20 protein-coding genes and 1 pseudogene are annotated in these 21,301 nt (G+C 64.0%); 10 read left to right on the plus strand and 11 right to left on the minus strand.

From position 1 onward, the window contains the following. Positions 1 to 29 precede the first annotated feature (29 nt). On the minus strand, positions 30 to 1,370 hold the full coding sequence (locus tag JCQ34_RS08285; RefSeq protein WP_286403610.1) for an MFS transporter: 1,341 nt from the start codon (positions 1,368 to 1,370) through the stop codon (positions 30 to 32). A gap of 137 nt (positions 1,371 to 1,507) precedes the next feature. Here JCQ34_RS08285 and JCQ34_RS08290 point away from each other — a divergent pair, with 137 nt between their 5' ends. After that, positions 1,508 to 2,272, plus strand: coding sequence for a helix-turn-helix transcriptional regulator (locus tag JCQ34_RS08290; RefSeq protein WP_286403613.1), 765 nt, complete (start codon positions 1,508 to 1,510; stop codon positions 2,270 to 2,272). 351 nt (positions 2,273 to 2,623) lie between these two features. On the opposite strand, the gene JCQ34_RS08295 is transcribed toward JCQ34_RS08290, so the two are convergent. Beyond that, positions 2,624 to 3,376 carry a MerR family transcriptional regulator gene (locus JCQ34_RS08295; protein WP_286403616.1) on the minus strand — a complete coding sequence of 251 codons (753 nt, stop codon included), beginning with the start codon at positions 3,374 to 3,376 and terminating at the stop codon, positions 2,624 to 2,626. Positions 3,377 to 3,454: 78 nt separating this feature from the next. Further along, entirely contained in the window at positions 3,455 to 3,910 is a 456-nt protein-coding gene (locus JCQ34_RS08300; protein ID WP_286403619.1) for a DUF4386 domain-containing protein, read from the minus strand. 232 nt (positions 3,911 to 4,142) lie between these two features. Between JCQ34_RS08300 and JCQ34_RS08305 the strand changes: the two genes are divergently transcribed. The 4 genes from JCQ34_RS08305 to JCQ34_RS08320 all read left to right on the plus strand — a co-directional run bounded on the left by JCQ34_RS08305 (position 4,143) and on the right by JCQ34_RS08320 (position 8,047). Further along, on the plus strand, positions 4,143 to 4,922 hold the full coding sequence (locus JCQ34_RS08305; protein ID WP_286403622.1) for an IclR family transcriptional regulator: 780 nt from the start codon (positions 4,143 to 4,145) through the stop codon (positions 4,920 to 4,922). A 233-nt stretch (positions 4,923 to 5,155) separates the two neighbouring features. Further along, on the plus strand, positions 5,156 to 6,421 hold the full coding sequence (locus tag JCQ34_RS08310) for a cytochrome P450 (RefSeq protein WP_286403625.1): 1,266 nt from the start codon (positions 5,156 to 5,158) through the stop codon (positions 6,419 to 6,421). Then, positions 6,414 to 7,691 (plus strand): NAD(P)/FAD-dependent oxidoreductase, encoded by a 1,278-nt coding sequence (locus JCQ34_RS08315; RefSeq protein WP_286403626.1) that lies wholly within the window; start codon positions 6,414 to 6,416, stop codon positions 7,689 to 7,691. Before JCQ34_RS08310 ends, JCQ34_RS08315 begins: the two co-directional genes overlap by 8 nt. 32 nt (positions 7,692 to 7,723) lie before the next feature. Beyond that, positions 7,724 to 8,047, plus strand: coding sequence for a 2Fe-2S iron-sulfur cluster-binding protein (locus tag JCQ34_RS08320; protein WP_286403628.1), 324 nt, complete (start codon positions 7,724 to 7,726; stop codon positions 8,045 to 8,047). A 66-nt stretch (positions 8,048 to 8,113) separates the two neighbouring features. On the opposite strand, the gene JCQ34_RS08325 is transcribed toward JCQ34_RS08320, so the two are convergent. From JCQ34_RS08325 to JCQ34_RS08345, 5 genes are all read right to left on the minus strand, one after another. Next, positions 8,114 to 9,502: an MFS transporter gene (locus JCQ34_RS08325; RefSeq protein WP_286403631.1), complete on the minus strand. Its 1,389-nt coding sequence runs from the start codon at positions 9,500 to 9,502 to the stop codon at positions 8,114 to 8,116. Positions 9,503 to 9,513: 11 nt separating this feature from the next. Beyond that, entirely contained in the window at positions 9,514 to 9,843 is a 330-nt protein-coding gene (locus JCQ34_RS08330) for a Dabb family protein (RefSeq protein ID WP_286403634.1), read from the minus strand. A 1-nt stretch (position 9,844) separates the two neighbouring features. Next, positions 9,845 to 11,527, minus strand: coding sequence for an FAD-dependent oxidoreductase (locus JCQ34_RS08335; RefSeq protein WP_286403637.1), 1,683 nt, complete (start codon positions 11,525 to 11,527; stop codon positions 9,845 to 9,847). A gap of 65 nt (positions 11,528 to 11,592) precedes the next feature. Continuing rightward, positions 11,593 to 12,354, minus strand: a complete 762-nt coding sequence (locus JCQ34_RS08340; RefSeq protein ID WP_286403639.1) for an SDR family NAD(P)-dependent oxidoreductase — start codon at positions 12,352 to 12,354, stop codon at positions 11,593 to 11,595. 106 nt (positions 12,355 to 12,460) lie between these two features. Beyond that, the gene (locus tag JCQ34_RS08345) at positions 12,461 to 13,246 is read right to left on the minus strand and encodes an IclR family transcriptional regulator (protein ID WP_286403641.1); all 786 of its coding nucleotides are present in this window, start codon (positions 13,244 to 13,246) and stop codon (positions 12,461 to 12,463) included. A 127-nt stretch (positions 13,247 to 13,373) separates the two neighbouring features. On the opposite strand from JCQ34_RS08345, the gene JCQ34_RS08350 reads away from it, so the two are divergent. After that, the gene (locus tag JCQ34_RS08350; protein ID WP_286403645.1) at positions 13,374 to 15,098 is read left to right on the plus strand and encodes an FAD-dependent oxidoreductase; all 1,725 of its coding nucleotides are present in this window, start codon (positions 13,374 to 13,376) and stop codon (positions 15,096 to 15,098) included. Then, positions 15,091 to 15,849, plus strand: a complete 759-nt coding sequence (locus JCQ34_RS08355) for an SDR family NAD(P)-dependent oxidoreductase (RefSeq protein WP_286403649.1) — start codon at positions 15,091 to 15,093, stop codon at positions 15,847 to 15,849. Before JCQ34_RS08350 ends, JCQ34_RS08355 begins: the two co-directional genes overlap by 8 nt. 954 nt (positions 15,850 to 16,803) lie before the next feature. Here JCQ34_RS08355 and JCQ34_RS08360 read toward each other — a convergent pair. Then, the gene (locus JCQ34_RS08360; RefSeq protein WP_286403652.1) at positions 16,804 to 17,037 is read right to left on the minus strand and encodes a hypothetical protein; all 234 of its coding nucleotides are present in this window, start codon (positions 17,035 to 17,037) and stop codon (positions 16,804 to 16,806) included. 399 nt (positions 17,038 to 17,436) lie between these two features. Between JCQ34_RS08360 and JCQ34_RS08365 the strand changes: the two genes are divergently transcribed. Both JCQ34_RS08365 and JCQ34_RS08370 read left to right on the plus strand, forming a co-directional pair. Further along, positions 17,437 to 17,688, plus strand: a complete 252-nt coding sequence (locus JCQ34_RS08365; protein WP_286403655.1) for a hypothetical protein — start codon at positions 17,437 to 17,439, stop codon at positions 17,686 to 17,688. Positions 17,689 to 17,805: 117 nt separating this feature from the next. Beyond that, positions 17,806 to 18,246, plus strand: a complete 441-nt coding sequence (locus JCQ34_RS08370; protein WP_286403658.1) for a hypothetical protein — start codon at positions 17,806 to 17,808, stop codon at positions 18,244 to 18,246. 101 nt (positions 18,247 to 18,347) lie between these two features. On the opposite strand, the gene JCQ34_RS08375 is transcribed toward JCQ34_RS08370, so the two are convergent. Further along, the gene (locus tag JCQ34_RS08375; protein WP_286403661.1) at positions 18,348 to 19,061 is read right to left on the minus strand and encodes a DUF4386 domain-containing protein; all 714 of its coding nucleotides are present in this window, start codon (positions 19,059 to 19,061) and stop codon (positions 18,348 to 18,350) included. 191 nt (positions 19,062 to 19,252) lie between these two features. On the opposite strand from JCQ34_RS08375, the gene JCQ34_RS08380 reads away from it, so the two are divergent. Then, positions 19,253 to 19,651 carry a DUF4259 domain-containing protein gene (locus JCQ34_RS08380; RefSeq protein WP_286403664.1) on the plus strand — a complete coding sequence of 133 codons (399 nt, stop codon included), beginning with the start codon at positions 19,253 to 19,255 and terminating at the stop codon, positions 19,649 to 19,651. A 382-nt stretch (positions 19,652 to 20,033) separates the two neighbouring features. Here the strand turns inward: JCQ34_RS08380 and JCQ34_RS08385 are convergent. After that, positions 20,034 to 21,026 (minus strand): annotated as a pseudogene (locus JCQ34_RS08385) (IS481 family transposase). Positions 21,027 to 21,301: the final 275 nt, after the last annotated feature.

A 21,301-nucleotide genomic window follows, 5' to 3' on the forward strand; every position in this document is an offset into this window, starting at 1 on the left:
GTGGGTGGACGGTGCCTTAGTCAGGCGGACTAAGTGATGGGATGCAGACGTCCTGCGTTCTCGACGTCGGGGCGGAACGAAGCGTACGCGGTGGCGATAACGCCGACGAGGGCGATGACGGCGGCATAGATGACGACCGGCCACACGCTGCCGAAGGCCGCGGCGAGGGCGGTGGCGATGAGGGGCGCGAAACCGCCTCCGATGGTGTTGGAAATCTGGTAGCCAATGTTGACGCCCGTGGTGCGTGCTTCGACGTCGAACATCTCGACGAGCATGGTCTGGAGGGTGCCCTGCATGGCAACACCGGGGATGACAAATCCGATGATCATGCCCAGCCAGATGAGGATTGCTGTCTGGGTGCCGTAGAGAGCGAGGGCGGGGTATATAAGGAGTGCAAAGCCGATGCAGCCGATGATGTAGATTTTGCGTCGCCCGAACCTATCCGACAGGCTTCCCCACATGGGGGCGGCGAAAATCTGCAGAACTCCGACGATCATGGTGCCGATGAATCCTACCTGTGCCTGGGTTCCCTTGGACACCATGTATGCGAGGCCGAAAGTCAGCACGATGTAACCGGCAATACTTTGCGGGAGACCGATAAGGATGCCCAGAATGGCGTTCTTCGGGTGCCGAAAGATCTCTTTGAGGGGCGATTTGCGGGGTTCCCGCTTGAGAGTGCGGGTTGCGGCAAGTTCTTTGAACTCGTCGGATTCTTCCAGCTTGGAGCGCAGCACGATGGCAACGATGGCGAGCACCAGGGCAAAGACAAACGGGATCCGCCAGCCCCACGTGATGAAGAACGAGTGGGAACCGGCCCCGAATGCAGCCATCAGACCCGCTGAAGCCACATTGGCGATCCCGGCACCGCTGATGAGCAGCGCCCCGTAAAGGCCGCGTCGGCCAGCAGGTGCGTGCTCGACGACAAGTGTTGCCGCTCCGCCCATCTCGCCGCCGACGAAGAGACCCTGGAACATGCGGAAGAGGAGAAGCAGAATCGGCGCTGCGATCCCGATGGCGCTTGCCGAGGGGATCAGGCCGATGGCTGCAGTGGAGATTCCCATGCCGATGACGGTGATCATCAGTGTCGTTTTGCGGCCGACGCGATCGCCAATATGGCCGAACACCAGGCCGCCGACAGGGCGCAGAAGAAAGCCGAACGCAAAGCTGGCGAAGGACGACAGCGTTCCCACCACCGGGTTGTCTTCAGGGAAGAACACTGCGGGGAAAACGGTAGCCGACGCCAGACCGTACAGGTAGTAGTCGAAGTACTCCATCAAGGTGCCGATGGCGCCACCGGCTATGGTCCGGCGTTGCTTTGCCGATGTCGTCGTTTTCCACGATGTTCCCTGCATGTGCTTGGTTTCAGTCATGGGAGCCTCCTTGCCCGCCAGCGAAATTTGTTGGGCCGCAACCCGCTACGGCGATGTCCAAGCTAACAGCCGTTGAACATTCTGTCTATGATTCTTACAATTTGTATGTGAGATGGATGGCACTGTAGGACTGAGCTATGAGCGAGGACGCGATGACGACAACGAGCTCCGCCGCGGCGGCGAGTAATTCCCTGGCTCGTATGGGGACCTATGACTCCGTGGATGAGATCCTTGAGGTTTTTCGCCCTGTGATGCACGCCATGGCCGCCGCTGCCGGCCCAGGTTGCGAAGTAGTTTTGCATGACCTCTCGGCGCCGGAGCCCGACCTCAGCCACACCATCGCGGCGATCGAAAACGGCCACGTCACGGGGCGTGAGGTCGGAGGCCCGTCCTCGAGCCTGGGCGTCGGGGTGCTCCACGACCAGTCCGGAGATCACAATGCATTTGGTTACCGTGGCATCACGGCTGACGGACGACAGCTGCGCTGCTCGTCGGTGTACTTCCGCAACTCGGCCGGCCGAATCATCGCTGCACTGTGCGTGAATGTGGACTTCAGCGCAATTCATAAAGCTCAAGCGCTTCTCGACGGGCTGCTGCCGCAGGAGTCCTCGAACTCCGCCGAGCAGCCCAATGAGTTCTTCGGCCGGGACCTGGTGGCTGTGATGGACGTGATGATCGCAGAAGCCATCCGTGAGATTGGAAAACCTGTGGAGCAAATGAGCCGCGATGACCGTATTGCTGTGCTCAGGAAGCTGGATCAGCAGGGCGTGCTTCAAATGCGGAAGGGTGTCGAGAGAATCGCCGCGCGCCTCGATATCTCCCGAGTGACTGCGTACGCGTATCTGGATGAAGCGCGGAGCCAGGCCCCGGAAATGGCGGCGCTGGATCCCAGGCCGCGCTAACGGCCAGTGATTGCCTTTAGCCGGGTAGGAGGCGTTTCCGACTCGGCTGCCGAAGATGGAAATTTCTATTCAGATCGGCGGGCATGAATTCGCCCAGAAGACGACCAGCCTAGTTCGAGAAATTGGCCCCAGCGGAGGGTGTAGACAATGTCCACACTTTTCGTAGCGGAGTGCCTCGTACCGCCCGCGAACTGCTCCGGATTCCGCAAGTTTTCGCGGGTTCGTAGTGTTTTCCAAGGACGGGAATGTAGTTCGAGTCCCACCTCGGGCACAGTGTTTCCGCAGGTCAAGGCCGTGTTTGACTTTGGGCGTTGACAAACCTTGACATTCTACGCAGCCGGAGGTCCATCTCTAGCCCGTGTCTCGGACCCGTTGGAGATAGGTGACTAGTTCCTGGATCCGGTCTTCGGGCCATGGGAGCCTGGCGCTCAGCTCTCTACTGTTGTCCTGCCACATGCTCCGCGCCGCAGTCTTGGTCGCGTCATTGCTGTGGAACTGGGAACCGAGCTCATCCCAACGACTGGCAAAGTCCCGTACTGCCGGGTCGTCCACGGGGGTATTTGTGGACAAGTAGCCCAGGCCTTCTTCAACAAGGCTTTCAAAGGCGGCCTTGGCATCGTTGATGGCGACCGGGCCGAGCTCAGCCCGTCGCTGGGCCAGTTCGGTGCGCTGTTCTTCGGTGAAGTACTTCTCGTACATGGTCATCCCTTCCAGAATTGTTATGAAGTGATCCGCCCCCGGCGTGGTGCTGCCCATGTTGTCGAGCAGGGCTTGGATTTGGTGCTGGAGACGCTGCGCCTGTTCCGCTTGTTGGTGTAGTGCCGACAACTGGGCGGCGAGGAGTTGTCGCACCGCGCCGACATCGCTTGGCGATGACGCCAGGATCTGGCGGACATGTTCCAGTGACAGGCCCAGTGCCCGTAGCGCCCTGATGCGGTAGAGGTGGCAAACATCGTCCTCCGAATACCGCCGGTGCCCGGAGTCGGTTCGCCCTGTTGCGCGAAATAGTCCGATCTGGTCGTAGTGGTGCAATGTCCGGACAGTTACCCCGCACAATGTGGCCAGTTCGCCAATGCTCCAAAGCTGCCCGCCGGTCTCCACCATGTTTCATAGCCTAGGACCTGACGCGACGTCAGGATCAAGCCCTGATGGTACGGGTATCTCCACTCCGACCGGTGGCCCTCAACTCCCCGTAACGGCGCCACCGTGAGCTATGTTCGGCGCGGGTTTGAATCCTTCGAATGTCAGGTAGATTTCCAAGGAAAGTTCCCAAAGGAAAATTGGCAGGGTCGCAACGGCCGACAGAACCGAAGCCTGGGTATTGTTGCCGAATATGGTCGCGATAGCCGAGGCGAGCAGCAGTGGAGCGCCAATGAGTCCCAGGATGGGAATAATACGCGGCACCATCCGGGACCTGAATAGCAGATAGTCCAGCAACAGCGCGTTGACGGCCGGGATCGTCCCGGGCCCGAGAAGGAACGTCCAGTCCCGCACTGCCACCAGTGCCCGACCGGCACCAACCAGCGTGCCAGGATCTGCACCGGAAGCTCCTGCCTGCCGGAGCGTTACGACCGCCAGCAGGCAGACGACGCCAATAACAATGACAGCCGCCTCGAACATCCGGGAGGTGACAAACACCGAATGCTCATAAGTCGGACCGGGAAGCGGTTCATTTAAGACCGCTCCGGGGACCGGCCCCTGACGAAGCCAACAATCAGGCGTAAACGTTTTCGCTGCTACCCGTGATTGGCAGCGCCGGTTTGCAGTCCCCATTATTGGTGGGGCCACGCGGTCTACGTATAGTTGAAGGCCCGCGGCCAGTTTGCCAAGGCTGGCAGGGTCCCAATCTGTCCGTGGAAAGGGCAATGGCGTGGCCAATTCTCGCAGTGGAGATTCGGTGATCGGCCGGGTGGTCCGTGTCCTCGAGGCATTTGACCGCGACCGGCAGACCATGACGATGTCGCGCCTGGCCGCCCGCACCAGCCTGCCGCGATCCACGGCGCATCGGCTCGTTGAGGAACTCATTGGTTACGGCCTGATCCGCCGCTCCGATTCCGGTGAACTGCAGATCGGGTTGCGCATGTGGGAAATTGCCACTCGGTCCCAATCGGCGATGGATGTCCGCGAAGCCGCACTGCCGTTTATGGACGATGTTCTCTCCGTTGTCCGCCAGCACACCACACTGGCAGTTCTGGACCAGGGGTCAGCCCTCTACGTCGAGCGCATGTCGGCACGGGATTCCATTCTGGACGCTGCGCGGATCACGGACCGTCTGCCGCTGAATGCGTGTTCACCCGGCCTTGTGCTGCTGGCCCATTCCTCGCCCGCCTTCCAGGAGACCTTCCTCGCCGGGCGGCTGACAAAGCTTACCGACGAAACGCCAACAGATCCCGGACTCATCCGGCGGCATCTTGCTGAGGTTAGGCAGCGGGGATTCGTCGCCTTGCCGGGAATCGGGGTTTCCGAATGGCTTGGCATCGCCGTTCCTGTCTTCGGGCCCGAACGCTCCGTTGTGGCGGCGCTCAGCGCCATCGTGCCGCGTGATGAGGGCGACGTCCAGGTCATCGTGCCTGCCCTCATGACGGCGGCCCGCGGAATTTCCCGGACGCTGGCTCCGGTTCGCCGGCCTTCGTTCAGCAGCGACGGCTGAGAGCGTAGCCAAAAAAATTCCGAACCAGTGCGTCCGTTGAATGGACGCAGTCGACCTTTCCCGCGTGGCGCCCCTCACAGTGGAAACGAGGCGTGGGCCGGCGGACCAGCCGAACGGTTGCCCTGTTCGCGGTGCCCTGACAGGCGCCAGACCGGTCCCGCCTCACTTGTTTCCCCGCTCCCGATCACCCCCGCCCGGCCGGCGGTGACGAAGCCCCACATGAGAGGACCACGATGTTCGCAGCAACGACGCTCGACACGCACCTTCCACGCAGCGAGGAAGGCAGCCTGCCCTACTCCCACGAACTGCAGTGGCCCAGCGGCCTGGAGCCGTTCAAGGTTGTTGACGACGGCTCCCAGGAGGACCCCTACGCCCACTACACGTGGATGCGCGAGAACGCGCCCGTTCTCCGGTGCTGGTCACCGGTCTCAGATGTCTACTTCATTTCCCGCTACGAGGATGTCCGCAAAGCCTTCCGGGCCCCGAAGATCTTCTCTTCGGAAGTGGTCTCGCCGCCGCCGATGACCTTCCTGACGCTTTTCGATGCGCCGAACCATAACCGCCTGCGCAAGGTTGTGGCCACCGCCTTCACACCCAAGGCCATCAAACTGTTTGAGGACCGAATACGGGAAACGGCCAACGCGCTGCTCGACGATCTTCTCGCCAAGGGCGGCGGCGAAGTGGTGGAGGAGTACGCCATCCAGCTCAGCATGGCCACCATCTCCGCCTTGCTGGACGTCCCCGCCCAGGACTACGAGAAGATGAAGTTCTGGTCCGATGAGACCTTCTCCTACTTCGGACGGCTCGCCCGGAACGCCCCGGGCACGGGGACCGACAAGGACAGCGCCCACGATTTCTGGGCCTACCTGAAAGACACCCTGGAGCGCCTCTACGCGGAGGAAAGCCCGTCCATGGGCGGGCACATCGCCCGCATGTGGAAGGACGAAGGCATCCTCACCGAACAGGAAGCCAAGGAACTGTGTTCGTTCGTCTTCATCGCCGGACACGACACCACCACCATCCTGCTGGCCAATGCCTTCCGCATCTTTGCCGAACAGCCCGGTCTGCTCACCCGCATCCGCGAGACCCCTGCCGACGCCGCACAGTTCGCCGAGGAACTGGCCCGGCACAGCGGCGCCGTCCACCGCGCCAGCCGCATCACCACCGAAGCCGTGGAAGTGGCCGGGGTGGCCATCCCCGCCGGCAGCATCGTTCGCCTGCTCAACGCTTCGGCCAGCCGGGACCTCTTCGACGACGGCGACACCTTCGACATGGACCACGACAACAGCAAATCCCTGGGCTTCGGCCACGGCGTGCACAGTTGCCTGGGCCAGCCCCTGGCCCACCTCGAAACCACCATTACCGCCGAAGTGCTGGCCCAGCGCCTGGCCTCGGTCACGCTGGACCCAGCCCACCCGATTGAGTGGGTTCGCGGCAACAACCTCACCAACGCGGGCCCCCACCGCATGCACGTCTTCCTGGAGGAGCACAATGACTGAGAAAACCACGGATCCTATCGTTATTGTCGGCAGCGGACACGCCGGCGTTGCCGTGGCAGCAGGCCTGCGGACCGGCGGCTGGGACGGCCGGATCGTCCTCATCGATGCCCAGCACGGGATGCCCTACGAGCGGCCCCCGCTGTCCAAGGAACTGCTCACGCCCGGTTCCGGAGACAAAACAGCCCTCCTCCGCAAGGAAGACTATTACCAGGCCAGGGGGATGGAGCGCATCACGGGGCATACCGTCGAATCGATTGACCCCGCCGCCCGGGCAGTGGTCCTTGCAGGAGGCAGCCGGCTCCCGTTCCACCGGCTGGTGCTCGCCATCGGCTCACGTGCCCGCGAGCTTCCCGTGCCCGGTGCACAGCTTGACGGGGTGCTTGCCCTCCGGACTTACCAGGACGGGCTGGCCATCCAGCGCGCGCTGGTTCCCGGCGCGAAAGTGGTGATCATCGGTGCCGGTTTCATCGGTATGGAAGTGGCCGCGGCCGCCGTCAAGAACGGATGCTCCGTCACGGTGCTGGAGTTCCAGGACCGCGTGATGAAGCGGGTGACCTCCGCACCCGTGTCCGCCTTCTTCGAGGGCCTCCACCGGGACCGGGGCGTCAACCTGGAATTCGGCGCCGCCGTGACCGAACTGCAGGGGGAGGGCCGGGTGGAACGGGTCGTGACGTCAGACGGGCGGCACTTCGAGGCCGACGTGGTGGTGGCCGGCATCGGTGTGCTGCCCAACCAGGAGCTCGCCGAAGCCGCCGGGGCGGCCTGCCGGGACGGCGTCCTGGTGGACGAACACTGCCGGACCAACATTCCGGGCATCTACGCCGCCGGGGACGTCACCCGGTTCACCAGCCCGTTCAGCGGCGCCAGCCAACGGCTGGAATCCATCCAGAACGCCAATGCCCAGGCGGAGGCCCTGGTCAGCGACATCCTCGGCAGCCAGCCCCGGACCGCGGAGGTCCCGTGGTTCTGGACCGTCCAGCACGGTGTCCGGCTGCAAACCGCCGGGGTGATGCACCCGGACGATGAAGTCATCGTGCGCGGGGATCCCGACACCGGGAAATTCTCTGTGGTGTACCTCCGCGAGGGCCGGCTGGCCGCCGTGGACACCGTGGGCGGACTGGCCGATTTCCGCCCGGCCAAGAAACTCATCCCCGCCGGGCGGCTGCTGGACCCCGCCCTGGTGGCGGACCCGGCCGTGAAACTCGAGGACACCGCAACCGGCGAACATTCGCGTTCTGACGCCCGCCAAACCGCAGCAGCACTGGCCTGATAACCGCAAGACTTCCAAGAAAAGAGCACCAGATGAGTACCAACACCCTGACCGTAGTGGACCGCGAAGGCCAGCAGCACGCCGTGCAGTGGGAGCCGGAGCAAAGCCTGATGGAGGCCCTGCGGGACCACGACCTCCCAGTGCTGGCGTCCTGCGGCGGCACAGCCTCCTGCGCCACATGCCACGTCTTCCTGGACGGCGACATCGTCACCAGCCTCGGTGAACGGAACGAGGACGAGGCCGAGCTGCTGGTGGACGCCGAAGGGTTCAGGGAGGACTGCTCACGGTTGTCCTGCCAGGTCGCGTTTGAGGACCGGCTGGACGGGATGACCGTCACCCTGGCCCCGGAGGAATAGGCTCCCATGACAGTGCCCCCGTCGCCACGAAGGCGACGGGGGCACTGTCATTTTGCGGTGTGGTGCCTAGCGGACAGGGCTGTCCAGTCCCGCCTCCACCTTGGCGGCGGCATGCTGTTCCCGGCGCAAGGCAGTGCCCTCGAGATACGGTGCGCCCAGGCTTTCAATGGGCGTTCGGTACGTCTCGCGTGAGTAAAAGACACAGACGCCGGCAATGAGCATGCAGACAGTCGCAAAAACAGCCACGGGCATCCAGCCCGTCAGGCCCGGCGTCAGCAGCATGCTGGCGATCATGGGGGCGAACCCGGCCAGCACCAGGCCCAGCTGGTTGCCCAGCGCCATGCCCGTGTAGCGCACGGGAGTGGCGAACTGCTCGGCCACATAGGCCGGCCAGACGGCGTTGTAGGCCGAGTACAGCACGGTCATGTTCAGGAACGCGGCCAGGAACACCAGCACGATGTTGCCCGAGGACAACGCCAGGAAGTATACAAAAATCGTTGCGGAACATCCGATCGCGGCGGCCAGCAGCAGCGGACGGCGTCCGATCCGGTCCGCGAGCGTCGCAGCCAATGGCATCACCAGCATGGACAGCCCGATCGCGACGGCGTTGACCGTCAGGATGGAGGACCGGTCGAAGCCCGCCGTGGAAGTGGCGTAGGCCAGCCCGAAGACCGTAAACACCGTCTGCATCACCACCATGATGGACATGCCCGCCACGCGCAGCACGTCCGGTGCCTGGAACTTCAGGACCTCCTTGACGGGCATGGGTGCGACCTGTTCCTGCTCCTGCGCTTCCTCGAAGACGGGGGTCTCGTCGAGGTGCGTCCGCACCCAGTAGGCCACGGCGAGGACCACGATGGAGAGCCAGAACGGGACGCGCCAGCCCCAGCTCATCATGGCGTCCTGCGGCAGGGCACTCACCGGAATGAACACCAGGGTGGCCAGGACCATGCCGGAGGCGTAGCCCATCATCACGAAGCTGGTGAAGAAGGCACGTTTTCCGTCCGGGGAGTGCTCCAGCGTGAGGGTGGAGGCGCCCGCGGACTCAGCCCCGGCGGAGAAACCCTGGGCCAGGCGTCCTGCTACCAACAGGATGGGGGCCCAGACCCCCACCTGATCGTAGGTTGGCAGGCAGCCTATGCCCAGCGAGGCCAGGCCCATAATGCCCAGGGTGAGCAGCAGGATCCTCTTGCGGCCCAGCTTGTCGCCGAAATGGCCCATGACCAGCCCGCCCACCGGCCGTGCCACGTACGCGACGCCGAAGGTGGCCAGTGCGCCGATCAGGCCGACGGCGGGGTCGTCGGACGGGAAGAACAGGTGCGGGAACACCAGGGCGGCTGCGGTTCCGTAGATGAAGAAGTCGTAATACTCCAGCGTGCTGCCCAGGAAGGATGCCAGGGCCGCCTTCCGCGGCGTCTTCGGCGGGGCGGTACGTGTGTCGGGTGATATGTGCATGGTGAATCTCCTTAAGACAACGGTGTCTTGGCGGGAGCCGGCTGGGGATCTTCGAGGTGGAAGTCCACCGAGAGGATGTGCAGGCTGTTGGGGAACGAGTACGCCTTCAGCGGCTCGTGGAGAGGGTGCGTGTTGTACACGGCGATGTCCTCGACGGTTTCGAAGTCCGCCACGATGGCGTAATCGAAGGACCGCTCGGTACCGAGCACATCCGGTCCGTGTGCCAGATTGAGCATGCCCGGGATGTTGCCGCGCATCCGGTTGAGTCCGGCGATCCAGGTCTGCTTGTCCTCCGGTGGGAAGTCCGGCTTGAACTTGAACAGGACAGTGTGGCGGATCATCTCAGGCACCTACCAGTTCCGCTGCGTGGTTGCCGCCAGCCAATGAGCCCGGGACGTACTCGGGATCCTGGCCCGCGATGGTCCGCCCGGCGAGGTAACCCATGGTCATGATGGGCCCCAGGGTGGCGCCTGCGCCGGGGTAACCGGCCGCGTAGGCGCTCTCGGTGGTATTGCCGGCGGCGAACAGGCCCTCGATGGGGCGGTTGTCGACGTCGAGCACGCGGGCCAGCCCGTCGGTGGCGATGCCGCCGTTGGTACCGAACGCGCCGTTGACCACCTCCATGGCGTAGAACGGTCCGGTCTGCAGCGGAGCCAGGGACGGGTTGGGGTAGGCGTTGTCCGCGTCTCCCCAGTATTTGTCGTAGGCGCTCTCGCCGCGGCCGAAGTCCGGATCCTCGCCCCGGGCGGCGAAGCCGTTGAACCGGGCCACAGTCTCCACGAGGTTCCGGACGGGAACGTTGATCTTCATGGCGAGCTCTTCCACTGTGGCCGCCTCGGTCAGGTAGGCCGGCGTGGGCTGGCCGGCGCGGTGGGCCAGGATGCCGTAGCGCTCCATGTAGGCGTGGTCCACGACCACATGGGCGGGGGTGTTGAGGGTCTGGTTCGCGGCGGAGTCCCACGACTGCAGGCACCGGGCCAGGTCGTTGTAGTTCTGGGATTCGTTGGCGAAGCGGCGACCGTGCCGGTTCACCATGATGGATCCCGGGCCCTGGCGTTCGAACCGGAGGAGGGTGCCGATCGGCTGCCCGTCCCGGGTATCGCCGGTCACCGACATGGGTGCCCACCAGGCCTCGCGGGTGCCGCGGGTCTGCCCGCCGATACGCTGGGACATCCGCAGGCCGTCACCGGTGTTGGAAGGCGGCGAGCACATGGTGTACAGCCGTGAGGCCAGCATCGAATCGGCCAGGGCCTTGTCCCATTCGAAGCCCCCGGTGGCCAGCACCACGCCGTCGTTGGCCCGGATGATCTCGCCGGTTTCGAGCTCCACGCCAGTTACCCGGCCGCCGTCGGTCACCAGCCGGTGCCCGCGGGCGCCCGTGGCCAGGGCCGCACCGCTCCGGACCAGGCTGGCCAGCAGCATGGACACCAGCGCCTGGCCCTTCGCCACAAAACCGTCTTTCTGGCGCTGGTCCAGCTCCGCCCAGGGGAACCTGGTGAAAGCGCCCCAGGCCTCGTACTCCTGCATTGTGAACGGAGCGCGGCCGTCCGTGCGGACATGTGCGGTGAGGGAACCCAGGGCATCCCCGCTGTTGAAGAGTTCCGGTTCGATGGTGCGTCCGCCGTCGAGCGCGCCGGGCAGGTCCTGGCGGTAATCCGGGAAGTTGTCCAGGAAAATGAAGCGCACGCCGCACTCGTCCTCCACGAACTGCAGCATCTGGTCCCCGTAGTTCAACGCTGCATCCAGCAGTTCCCCGCGGCCGCGGCCCCTGGCCACCGCACGCACATAATCGGCTGCCGCGGCCTTGGAATCGGTGACGCCCGCGTCGCGGGCGTGGTGGTTGTCCGCCACCCACAGCATGCCGCCGGACACGGCGGAGGTGCCGCCCAGCAGGTCGCTCTTTTCCAGGATGATTACAGATTTGCCGGCCCGGGCTGCGGTGGCCCCCGCAGTGAGGGCGCCGGCGCCGGAACCCACGACGACGACGTCGTACGTTTCCGCTGCGGTTCCACTGACGATTTTCATGGTGATGCCTTTCGGGAGATGTTCAGTGCCGCGCGTTAGGAGGCGGTGCGGCAAGGGTGGGCGGCTCAGACCGCGGTGTAACCGCCGTCGATCACGAGTTCCGAACCGGTGGTGAAACGGGATTCGTCCGAGGCCAGGTACAGGACGCCGTAGGCGATTTCCTCCGGTTCCCCCTGCCGGGGCAGCGGGTTGGAGCCGAGCAGCTGCTTGTAGTACGCCTCGGGGCCAACCGTGGATTGTTCCGCGGAGCGCCGGCTCATCCGCGTGTTCATGGAGCCGGGGTGGATGGAGTTGACCCTGATGCCGTGGGCTCCGTAGGCGGCGGCATCGGACTTGCTGAGCAGCCGGACGGCACCTTTGGTGGCGTGGTACAGGGGCACGCTGCTGCCTCCGGTGAGTCCGTGGATGGAGGAGAAGTTGATGATGCTGCCGGCGCCCTTTTCGATCATGCCGGGGACCACATGCTTGGTCATCAGCCAGACGCCTTTGACGTTGACGTTGAAGATGGTGTCGAAGTCCGTGCCGGAGGCGGTGTGGGACGGCCCGGCGGGCCCGATGATGCCTGCGGCGTTGACCAGGATGTCCGGTGCGCCGATGTCTTCGGTGACGCGGCGGATCGCCTCGGCAACGCTGTCCTCGCTGGTGACGTCAACGTCGTACTCCCGGACGTTTTCATGGGCTGCAACGGCCGGTGCCCCTGCCATGTCCAGGCTGGCAACCCGGGCGCCGTGTTCCGCAAAAAGCGCCGCCGTGGCGCTGCCAAGGTCCCCCCGGCCGCCGGTGATGACCGCCGTCTTGCCGGCGACCCGTCCGTGCGTGATGTTCATGTTCCGCTCCTCGTCAATCCGCAGCCTCGTCGCTGCGCCTTAGCTACCGTGGCAGGAGTGCTGTGAGCGGAACCACAGGATTACCGATGAACGGTAATCAGTCGCTTCATTGGCTTCGGCGGACAGTTCCTTTGAGCTCGCCCCGCCAGCCCAGGGCGCGCGAAACCCCGCGGGCTCCGGCCATAAGCACCGGCACCCGGGCGGAGTCGTTCTCCTCGGTCCGCGGCACGATGACGCTCAGGGCTGCCACTGCCGTGTTGTCCGGTCCGAACACCGGCACGGCAATGCCGGTGGTCTCGGGAACAATCACGCCGGGCATGGCGGCGAAGCCCCGGTGCCGGATATCGGCCAGGTGGCGCCGCAGCACCATCGGCTCCGTGAGGGTGGTGTCGGTGTATTTGTACAGCGGCCTGGCGAGGATTTTGTCCTGGTAGGCGGCTGGGGAGTGGGCCAGCAAGACCAGTCCCGACGACGTGGCGTGCAGCGGGAGCCGGCCGGCGATTTTGGAAATGTCCACCACCGTTGCATGGGTGCCGATGCGTTCGATGTAGAGGATCTCGTCCGAATCCAGGATGCCCAAGGTTGTGGCGTGCTGGACCACGGACTGGACGTCCTCCATAAACGGCAGCGCCGCCTCGCGCAGGCCCACCATCTTGGAGCCGCGGGATGCCAGTTCCCACATTTTTGTTCCAATATGCACGGCGCCGCCCGGCTCGCGCTCCAGGAGGCGCTCGTGCAGCAGTTCGTTGACCAGCCGGTACGTGGTGGTGACCGGGAGCCCGGTCCTGCGGGCCAGTTCGGCGACGGTCATGGTCTGGTGGCGGTCATCGAACGCGCTCACCACCCTGACAAAGCGGGCGATCATCGACTCGCCGGATGCGGAATTGGCCACTGATTCTCCTTGGGATTCCCGATCAATGGTAATCGCGGCTGTGGTGCTTCCCCACCACCGCTGTACTGGGGCTGGCATTCCACCCGGCTGCCGCACCGAGGCGCAGCCACTGAACGGAGCAAGAACCATGAGTAAGAGTGTTGTGTGTGATGTCCTGGTGATCGGGTCCGGTGTGGCCGGGATGGCCGCAGCGTTGAAAGCCGCATCGCAGGGACTGACCGTGATTGTCGCCGAGAAGGAGCAGTACTTCGGCGGAACCACCGCGATCTCGGCCGGCTGGGCCTGGGTCCCCGGCAACAAGCAGGGCGTGGAACAGGGGGACAGCCGCGAGGAAGCGGAAACCTACTTGAAGAACCTCGCACCGGACACGTTCAACGAGGCCGGAGTCCGCAGCTTCCTGGATACCGTGCCCGAGGCCCTCGCGTTCTTCGAGGACGAGACCGACGTGAAGTTCACGTACCCGGAGAAATCCCCGGACTACAAGATGGACTTGCCCGGGGCCAGGCTCTCCGGCCGGGCGATCCTGCCGCAGGACGTTGACGCGCGCGTCCTCGGTGACAAGCGCCTCCTGATGCAGCCGTACATGAGCTCCTACACGGTGTTCGGCTACATGCCGCAGGTGGGCCCGGATATCAACGAGTTCTTCCACGTCAACCAGTCGCTCAGATCCTTCGTATACGTAGCGAAGAAGCTGCTCCGGACCTGGTTCGACGCAGCCCGGTACAAGCGGCCGGTGCTCCGGTCCAACGGCAATGCGCTGATGACGCGTATGGTTAAAAGTGCCGATGACCTGGGTGTCCGGCTCTGGAACTCCTCGCCGGCGCTTTCGCTGACAAGGGACGACGCCGGGACCGTCACCGGGGCGGTCATAGGTGGCCAGCGTGCCGCCACCGTGACCGCGAAGCTGGGGGTCATCCTGGCTGCCGGCGGATTCTCAGGCAACAAGGAACTGCGCCGGCAGTACTTCCCGCACGACGCCGACGGGGACGACCACTTCACTCCCACCGTGGGCCACGGCGGCGACGCCGCCACCCTGGCGCTCAGCGCTGGCGGATATATCGACAACTCGGTGTTCAGCGTGGGCTCCTGGGCGCCTGTCACGGTCTTCCAATACCTCAACGGCAAGGAGCGGCTCTTCCCGCACCTCCGGGCCATCGGGCTGCCAGGGCTGATCGCTGTGGACCGCCACGGCAAACGATTCGGCAACGAGGCCCTCAGCTACCACGACTTCGGCGGCGCCATGATCGGGCACAACCAAGACGAGGACAAGACCTTCGGTTACGTCATCGGCGATGCCAGGACCATGCACAAGTACGGCATCGGCTATGCCAAGCCCTGGCCCATGCCCCGCGGCTACTTCTACAAGACTGGCTACCTGGTCAAAGGCGCCACGCTGGAAGAGCTCGCCGGCAAGCTCGGCATCGACGCCGATGGGCTCAAGGCCACCGTGGCTGAGTTCAACCCGGCTGCCGAACGCGGCGAGGACCCGGCATTCGGCCGCGGCTCCACCCTGTACAACAACTTCCGCGGCGACATGGACCACAAGCCCAACCCCAACCTGGCAATCGTGGGCAAGGGGCCGTACTACGCGGCCAAGATCCAGATGGGCGATCTGGGCACCTTCGCCGGCATTGGCGTCAATGGGTCCTCCGAGGTGGAAACCGAGGAGGGCACCGCCATTCCGGGGCTGATCGCCGTCGGCTCGGCGGCGGTGAGCGTCTTCGGCGGCGGGTACCCAGGCTACGGCTCCCACATCGGCCCCGCCCTGGTCTTCGGGTACCGGGCCGGCCGGGATATTGCCAAGCTCGCCGCCGCGCGCGGCCGGACTTCCGAGCTGGTGGACCGTGCATAGCGCTGGATCCGCGGTGGTTACCGGAGGAGGCGCCGGGATCGGCGAAGCCATCGCCCTGAAGCTTGGGGAGGCTGGCTACGCGGTGACCATCGGAGACATCGGCGAGGCGGCCGGCGTGGCTGCGAAGATCACAGCCGGTGGCGGGCACGCGCAGTTTGTCCCCACGGACGTGACCGACGAAGAGTCGGTCCGCGCCCTGATGGAAACGGCGGCCGCTACCTACGGAAGCCTGGACGTCCTGGTGGCTAACGCCGGCATTCCGGAAGTGAAGGCCGCCGTTCACGAACTGGACCTGTCCAAGTGGCAGCGCGTCCTGGACGTCAACCTCAGCGGCGTGGCGCTCTGCAACAAATGGGCCGTGGCCACCATCCTCGAGGGTCGGCGCCGCTATGCAGGACCGGGGACAGCCTCAGTGATCAATATGGCATCGATTCTGGCCCATGTGGGGCAACCGAACAGTAATGCCTACTCCGCAGCAAAGGCAGCCGTCGTCAACTTCACCCGCTCGGCAGCGCTGACGTACGCAAAGGAAGGTATCCGGTTCAACGCCGTGTCACCTGGCTACGTGGACACGGCGTTGCTGACCCAGCTACCGGAAGAAACACGCTCCCAGATGATTTCCAAACAACCCATCGGGCGGCTGCTTCGGCCCGAGGAGATCGCCAACGTGGTTCTCTTTCTCGCGGGCGACAGTTCGTCGGCGCTGACTGGATCCGTCATCAATGCCGACGGCGGATACACCGCCGTGTAGGGCAGCGGAAGCTTAAAGACGACGACGGCGGCGTCCGGTTGGGTGCCGCCGCTAGGCTTCCCACCCGGCCATGTAAACCCATTGCTGGGACTCTGTCCGCTTCGGCAATGCATGCATGGTGCGCCGGCGAGGCAGGCGAACGCCTTACACAGAAGTCTCCCGGGAGAGACTGAAGAGCAACGTCAGCACGGATCGGGATGGTTCTTGGAGATGCTCGGGACTTACTCTGTTGAAGTGTGGACACTGTCCGCACTTTTCGTCTCCTACTGGGCCAGACATCCTTTGGACTGGCCAGGATTCCGCGTGTTTTCGGGAGTTCCCAGTGTTTGCAAGGGTTGGAATGTAGTTCGAGTCCCACCTCGGGCACAGGATATCCCCTCGTCAGGGGCGAATAGGCTTTGACGTGTGTACAAAGCTTGTTGTCGCGTCGCGCTGACGTTTTCGGTTGCGCACTTTGGCCTGGCCGCCGCAGTGGTCTGTTCAGGTGTGGGGGTGGCGGGTTCAAATCCCTGGCTGGTGGGGGCTCTCGCCTGCTCTGAGTCGGTTCTTGGGGTTCCTCGTTCCGGTTCTCTCGGGTAAGCCATGGGTTGCTTACACCTATTCATGTGTCCGGCCGACGGGTACTACATGACTTCGGCGGCTCTGCCGGGAATCGTCCTGGGAGGGCTCTTCTTGCGGCTCACGGAAGCTGCGAACGCTTGGTTCGTCAGGTCAAAGGGGGTGTATAGGGTGTGCACACTTACGTCTGCTTTACATCGAGGAGCTGGCGTCGGTAGTCACCAAAGTTGCAGCGTACTTTTCGCGGGTAGCTGATTGCTGGGCTGAGCGTGGGTTCCTTGTGGTCATATCCGGCGCAGTCTGGGGCTGAACAGCATACGGGTGCTTCCCTCAGCCTCTGACGGCGGAGTTCTGCTGTCTGGTTAGCCGCATCTCAGCCGGACGCGGCAGAAGATTTTAGCCGTCTGTCGCTTCCTCGTCGTTGGCGGTAGCCTCGATCCAATCCACAGCCTGGTCGGAAAGCTGGGGGCCGTCTTCTGATTCGCCTGCCCACCAATCGGAAGCGGTTGTGCCGTCCGTAGCCGTCATGATGCCGGCGATTACGTCCGGTGGCAGCGGCTCGCCGTTGTGTTCGATGAGCCAGTCGCGTGTTTCAGCGTCGACCGATGGCCACCACTCTTGGATGTTCATTAATGCAGTATTGCACCGACGAAGTCGCAGGCACATTCCCTTGCAGGTTCAGCGTAGAGGGAGAGCGGGCCACGGTGTCGCAGTGCTTCAGCGTTAACCGTTGCCCGGTAAAGGACCGGCTTACAGGCAAGGGTCCTAGCATGTGCCCGTGGCGCAATTGCAGCCTCGATGGCCGACTCGACTGCATCGCGGTGCACATCGGTTACGTTGGCTAGCAGCGACTGAATGGCGTGGATCAATGCCACAAGCCTTGGCGTTCGGATCGTTGAAAGGCGTTCCATCGAAGCGACAGGCGATTCGGTGACGAGGACGTCGACCAGGTCTTCGAAGGCGACGGCGTGAGACCCATGGGGCGCGATATGGCTCCTTCCGATTGAGATGTTGCCTAAAAGTGCTAGCTTGGCGGCCGTTGCCGCCACGCCGTACTTCGGACTCATGTTCCTGTTTGCGGCGCGTGGCGCATTCGGGGTCAGTGACACCGTGAAAATCACGGCAGCGGATGGACAATCAGTCCTGGTCACCCAGGACGGCTTCGACGGCGAAGCTGTCGACATCTACACCGAGTACGACGCACGCCACTACAAGTGGGTTCGCAGCGCCCCCCGAGCTCTCCGGAGGACCACGTGTGAAAGACTCGAATTGCAGGCTTAAAGCAGCGACGGAGGGGCTCCAGCTGACATGTGGCAACAAGATCCTGGTGGTCGGTCCCGAAGATGCTGTCGAATGATGACCAAGGCCTGACGGGCTATATGCGAAGTGGCGGCGACGATGACCCATTACTCGCACAATGAGGAGATGCTGGCCCGGTCCGGATTGCTCCGAAGGGGCGTGATCCTTACCGGTCCGGCGCTCTTCAAGGGGTGGGCGATCACCACGACACTGTGGCTTATCGGCCTGTACGCCGTCCTCGCCGCGACCTCGCAGGGGTTCTGGTTCAACCTGGGCCTGATGGTGCTGATGTACGGGTACGGCGTCTCATTCGTCATCGGCCTGCCCCTGGGCTGGATCCTTGGCCACCTGCTCCGGCCCGTCCGGAACCAGTGGCTCCACGTAGCCGCATTCTTCGTGGTCCCGACACTCAGCTTCTGGGCGCTGGGGTCCCTGCTCGGGTTCGGCTGGTCCTTGGAGGCCTTGGCTCTCTGGGCAACGGTCGGGCTGGCCGCCGCCGTCGGTCGCCTGGCCGTCTGGAAGGACGTGTTCGTGCGGTGAGTCGCTCCGAGCGGGGCGCCCCGCGATCAGCGCACCCTGGAAGACGGCCAGGCCGGCCACCAGCACACGGGCGGCTACCGCCAGAAGCTGGTCCAACGTCGTCACATGCGTCCCCGGCGAGAATGTGTCGAATGAGCCCCGTCGAGGACAGCTGCCGGTTTGAATCCCTTGAAGGTCAGATAGAGCCCCAGTGACAGTTCCCAGAGGAAGATTGGCAGGGTCGCAACCGCCGACATGACGGAAACCTGGTCGTTGATGCCGAACATGGTTGTTATTGCTGAGATGAGCAGTAGCGGGGCGCCGATGAGGCCCATCACAGGGATGATGCGCGGTACGAGCCTTGAGCGGAACAGCAGGTAGCCCAGCAGCAGTGCATTGACGGCCGGGACCATCCCGGGTCCGATGAGGAACGTCCAGTCCCGCACGTCCACGAGTGCCCGGGCGGCTGCGATCAGTGAGCTGTGGTCCGTTCCGGAAGTTCCTGCCTGCCTCAGGGTCACCACTGCCAGGAGGCTGACGACGCCGATGGCGATAACGGCGGCTTCGAACATGCGCGAGGTGACAAAGCCCAACGCGAGGCTCTCATTCTGCAGTCTAACCACTGGGAACAGGGCCACTGCGGTGCCCACGCAGGCTGCGGCATTGACCAGATCGAGCAGGCAGCCCCAGATCACGCTGGTGTCATTGCCGGCGCTGGTGACGTAGTTCGGATCGCTCAGCACAGGTCCCAGAAGGAAGACGGCAGGAACGGAGCTGGCAAAGGTAGCGAGGTAGAACACTCCCGCGGTGAGCGCGGTCTTCCTTGCAGAATTCAAGGCATCTCTTTTCGTCTCAACAGATGGCTCAAGCACTTGGCCACAGCCTAACCGTCACCACCCTCCGCGGGGCCGTAACCTTCGTTCCAGATGACTGTTCGTCCAAATAGACGGCCGAATTCCTTGCGTCACCGCCAGGGTCTGCCATATTGGTGCCAGAACGCAGCCAGCCACCGAGAGGGACGACGACGATGGGCGCATGGGGTTATCTGCCGTTTGAGAACGACGACGCGCTGGACTGGCTGGAGGAGCTCGAAGCCGGCGGGGCGGACGTCGTACGCAAGGCCCTGGCCAAGGCGGGCCTTGGCTATGTCGAGGCGCCGGACGGGGCGATTGCCCTCGCCGCCGCGGAGATCACCGCCGCCAGCCAGGGCAACCCGCTGGGCGACCTGCCCGAGAACGTCGCCGACTGGGTCACCGCCCACGGTCCCGAGATCACCGCCGAGGACGTCGAAATGGCCCTTGAAGCTGTCGAACGGGTCGCGGGGGAGCAGTCCGAGCTGGCCGAACTGTGGGACGGCGCCGACGAACCCCAATGGCGCGAATCCCTCGACGACCTCACAGAGCGGCTGCGCGCTGCGCTGCAGTAGGTGCAGAGCGTAGCTGGCCGCGGCGGCATGCGCAGCGACCTTCTGGCCCTTCATGTGTCCGGAAGCCGCGGCCGACGATGGCTGAGTAATGGGCGAAGAGTCACCCCGTGCCAGGACGGAAAGGATTGCTCGCCTCGTAGGATCCGCAAGGGCCGCGAAGGCACGGTCGAGTCGATCCTCAGAAGTCGTGCCAAACTCCATACCGCTAATATCCCAAAAGGTTTATTAACCGAACAGTTAAGCACTGGGTCTTTCAGCTCGCAAGAGCTCCTTTGGCGGTCCGTCATTCAATCCCCACTTTTATGCCGGAGAGCGACACTGACTTGACCGTCTGCACGGACGATATCACCGCCGAGAATGTGGAGATGTCTCTGCCGCAGGCCTAGTTGTACTGCCCAGGCAGGTTGATTAAGCGGCTGATGGGCGGGTGGCCTCCGATTGCGGTGTGGGCCTGTGGTGATTGTAGTGGTGCAGCCATGCCGGGAGGGCGTTTCTGCGGGCTGATTCGGTGGCGTAGAAGCGTTTGAATGCCCATCCGTCGGCGAGGGTTCGGTGGAAGCGTTCGATCTTTCCGTTGGTCTGGGGGGCGGTAGGGCCGGGTCTTCTTTGCCCTGATGTCCAGCTCGCGGCAGGCGTCGCGCCAGAGATGTGATTTGTAGGCCGCCCCGTTGTCGGAGAGGACCCGTTTGACGGTGACGCCGCGGGCAGCGAACCAGGATACAGCTCTTTGCAGGACCGCTACTGCGGTGGCCGCTGTTTCGTCGCTGTGGATCTCTGCGTAGGCGACCCTGGAGTGGTCGTCGATGACCGTGTGGACATAGGCGGTCCCGATCAGCGGCTCGCGGTTTCTGCTGCGCGGCTTGTCCGGGGTTCCTGCCCGGTTCCGGCCTCCTTGCTGCCGGCCGACGTAACGCCAGCCGCCGCCGTCGGGGATATTGCCGAGCTTCTTCACATCGACATGGATCATCGCTCCGGGAGTCTCGTGTTCGTAGCGGCGGATGACTTCTCCGGTGCGCTTGTCCACGTGATGAAGGCGGTTCAGTCGGCACCGGACCAAGACCGCGTGCACCGTCGAGGCCGGCATGGCCAGTTTCGCTCCGATCGCGACCGGGCCCAGCCGCTGCTTCCAGCGCAGGTGCACAACTTTGCGCACCAGCTGCTGCGGCGTCCGGTTCGCCACCCTGTAAGGGCGGGAGGACCTGTCAGCCATACCTGCCTCACCCATCGCGGCGTAACGGGCCGCCCACCGTTTCGCGGTCGGCCAGGAGCAGTTGAACTGCTCGGCAGCCCGGGATACCGGCCAGCCATGGTCCACGACCAGACGCGCGACGCGTAAACGTTGGCGTGGAGTCAAAGCGGCATTAGCGTGGGACATGAGGACCTCCTGGTCGCTGCAGCGGTTGTCTAAGCAACTCCACTGTGCAACCGGAGGTCCTCACCTTTGGCTCAACGACTCCAGCGAGTCATCACATTCACCGAACCAACGTCCCTGGGCAGTACACCTAGTCCTTCGTGTGGCAAAGCACCTCCAAGAGCGCTATCCGACCTCATTCGCCTCCCGGCGCCCCCGCCGCACTCTTGGAGAAAATGCCCTGGATGAACGGACCGCACGCTGAAGCAGTCCTGGCCTCCATCAGCTCCCACGACCCG

The sequence above is a fragment of the Pseudarthrobacter defluvii genome (assembly GCF_030323865.1).
Taxonomy (GTDB): Bacteria; Actinomycetota; Actinomycetes; order Actinomycetales; family Micrococcaceae; genus Arthrobacter; species Arthrobacter sedimenti.

What these genes read in the sequence shown, in the direction of transcription:
- JCQ34_RS08380 (WP_286403664.1), top strand. Translation starts at nt 19,253, where the DNA reads ATGGGCGCATGGGGTTATCTGCCGTTTGAGAACGACGACGCGCTGGAC.
- JCQ34_RS08370 (WP_286403658.1), top strand. Translation starts at nt 17,806, where the DNA reads ATGACCCATTACTCGCACAATGAGGAGATGCTGGCCCGGTCCGGATTG.
- JCQ34_RS08310 (WP_286403625.1), top strand. Translation starts at nt 5,156, where the DNA reads ATGTTCGCAGCAACGACGCTCGACACGCACCTTCCACGCAGCGAGGAA.
- JCQ34_RS08335 (WP_286403637.1), bottom strand. Translation starts at nt 11,527, where the DNA reads ATGAAAATCGTCAGTGGAACCGCAGCGGAAACGTACGACGTCGTCGTC.
- JCQ34_RS08295 (WP_286403616.1), bottom strand. Translation starts at nt 3,376, where the DNA reads ATGGTGGAGACCGGCGGGCAGCTTTGGAGCATTGGCGAACTGGCCACA.
- JCQ34_RS08290 (WP_286403613.1), top strand. Translation starts at nt 1,508, where the DNA reads ATGAGCGAGGACGCGATGACGACAACGAGCTCCGCCGCGGCGGCGAGT.
- JCQ34_RS08350 (WP_286403645.1), top strand. Translation starts at nt 13,374, where the DNA reads ATGAGTAAGAGTGTTGTGTGTGATGTCCTGGTGATCGGGTCCGGTGTG.
- JCQ34_RS08285 (WP_286403610.1), bottom strand. Translation starts at nt 1,370, where the DNA reads ATGACTGAAACCAAGCACATGCAGGGAACATCGTGGAAAACGACGACA.
- JCQ34_RS08360 (WP_286403652.1), bottom strand. Translation starts at nt 17,037, where the DNA reads ATGAACATCCAAGAGTGGTGGCCATCGGTCGACGCTGAAACACGCGAC.
- JCQ34_RS08320 (WP_286403628.1), top strand. Translation starts at nt 7,724, where the DNA reads ATGAGTACCAACACCCTGACCGTAGTGGACCGCGAAGGCCAGCAGCAC.
- JCQ34_RS08340 (WP_286403639.1), bottom strand. Translation starts at nt 12,354, where the DNA reads ATGAACATCACGCACGGACGGGTCGCCGGCAAGACGGCGGTCATCACC.
- JCQ34_RS08330 (WP_286403634.1), bottom strand. Translation starts at nt 9,843, where the DNA reads ATGATCCGCCACACTGTCCTGTTCAAGTTCAAGCCGGACTTCCCACCG.
- JCQ34_RS08325 (WP_286403631.1), bottom strand. Translation starts at nt 9,502, where the DNA reads ATGCACATATCACCCGACACACGTACCGCCCCGCCGAAGACGCCGCGG.
- JCQ34_RS08315 (WP_286403626.1), top strand. Translation starts at nt 6,414, where the DNA reads ATGACTGAGAAAACCACGGATCCTATCGTTATTGTCGGCAGCGGACAC.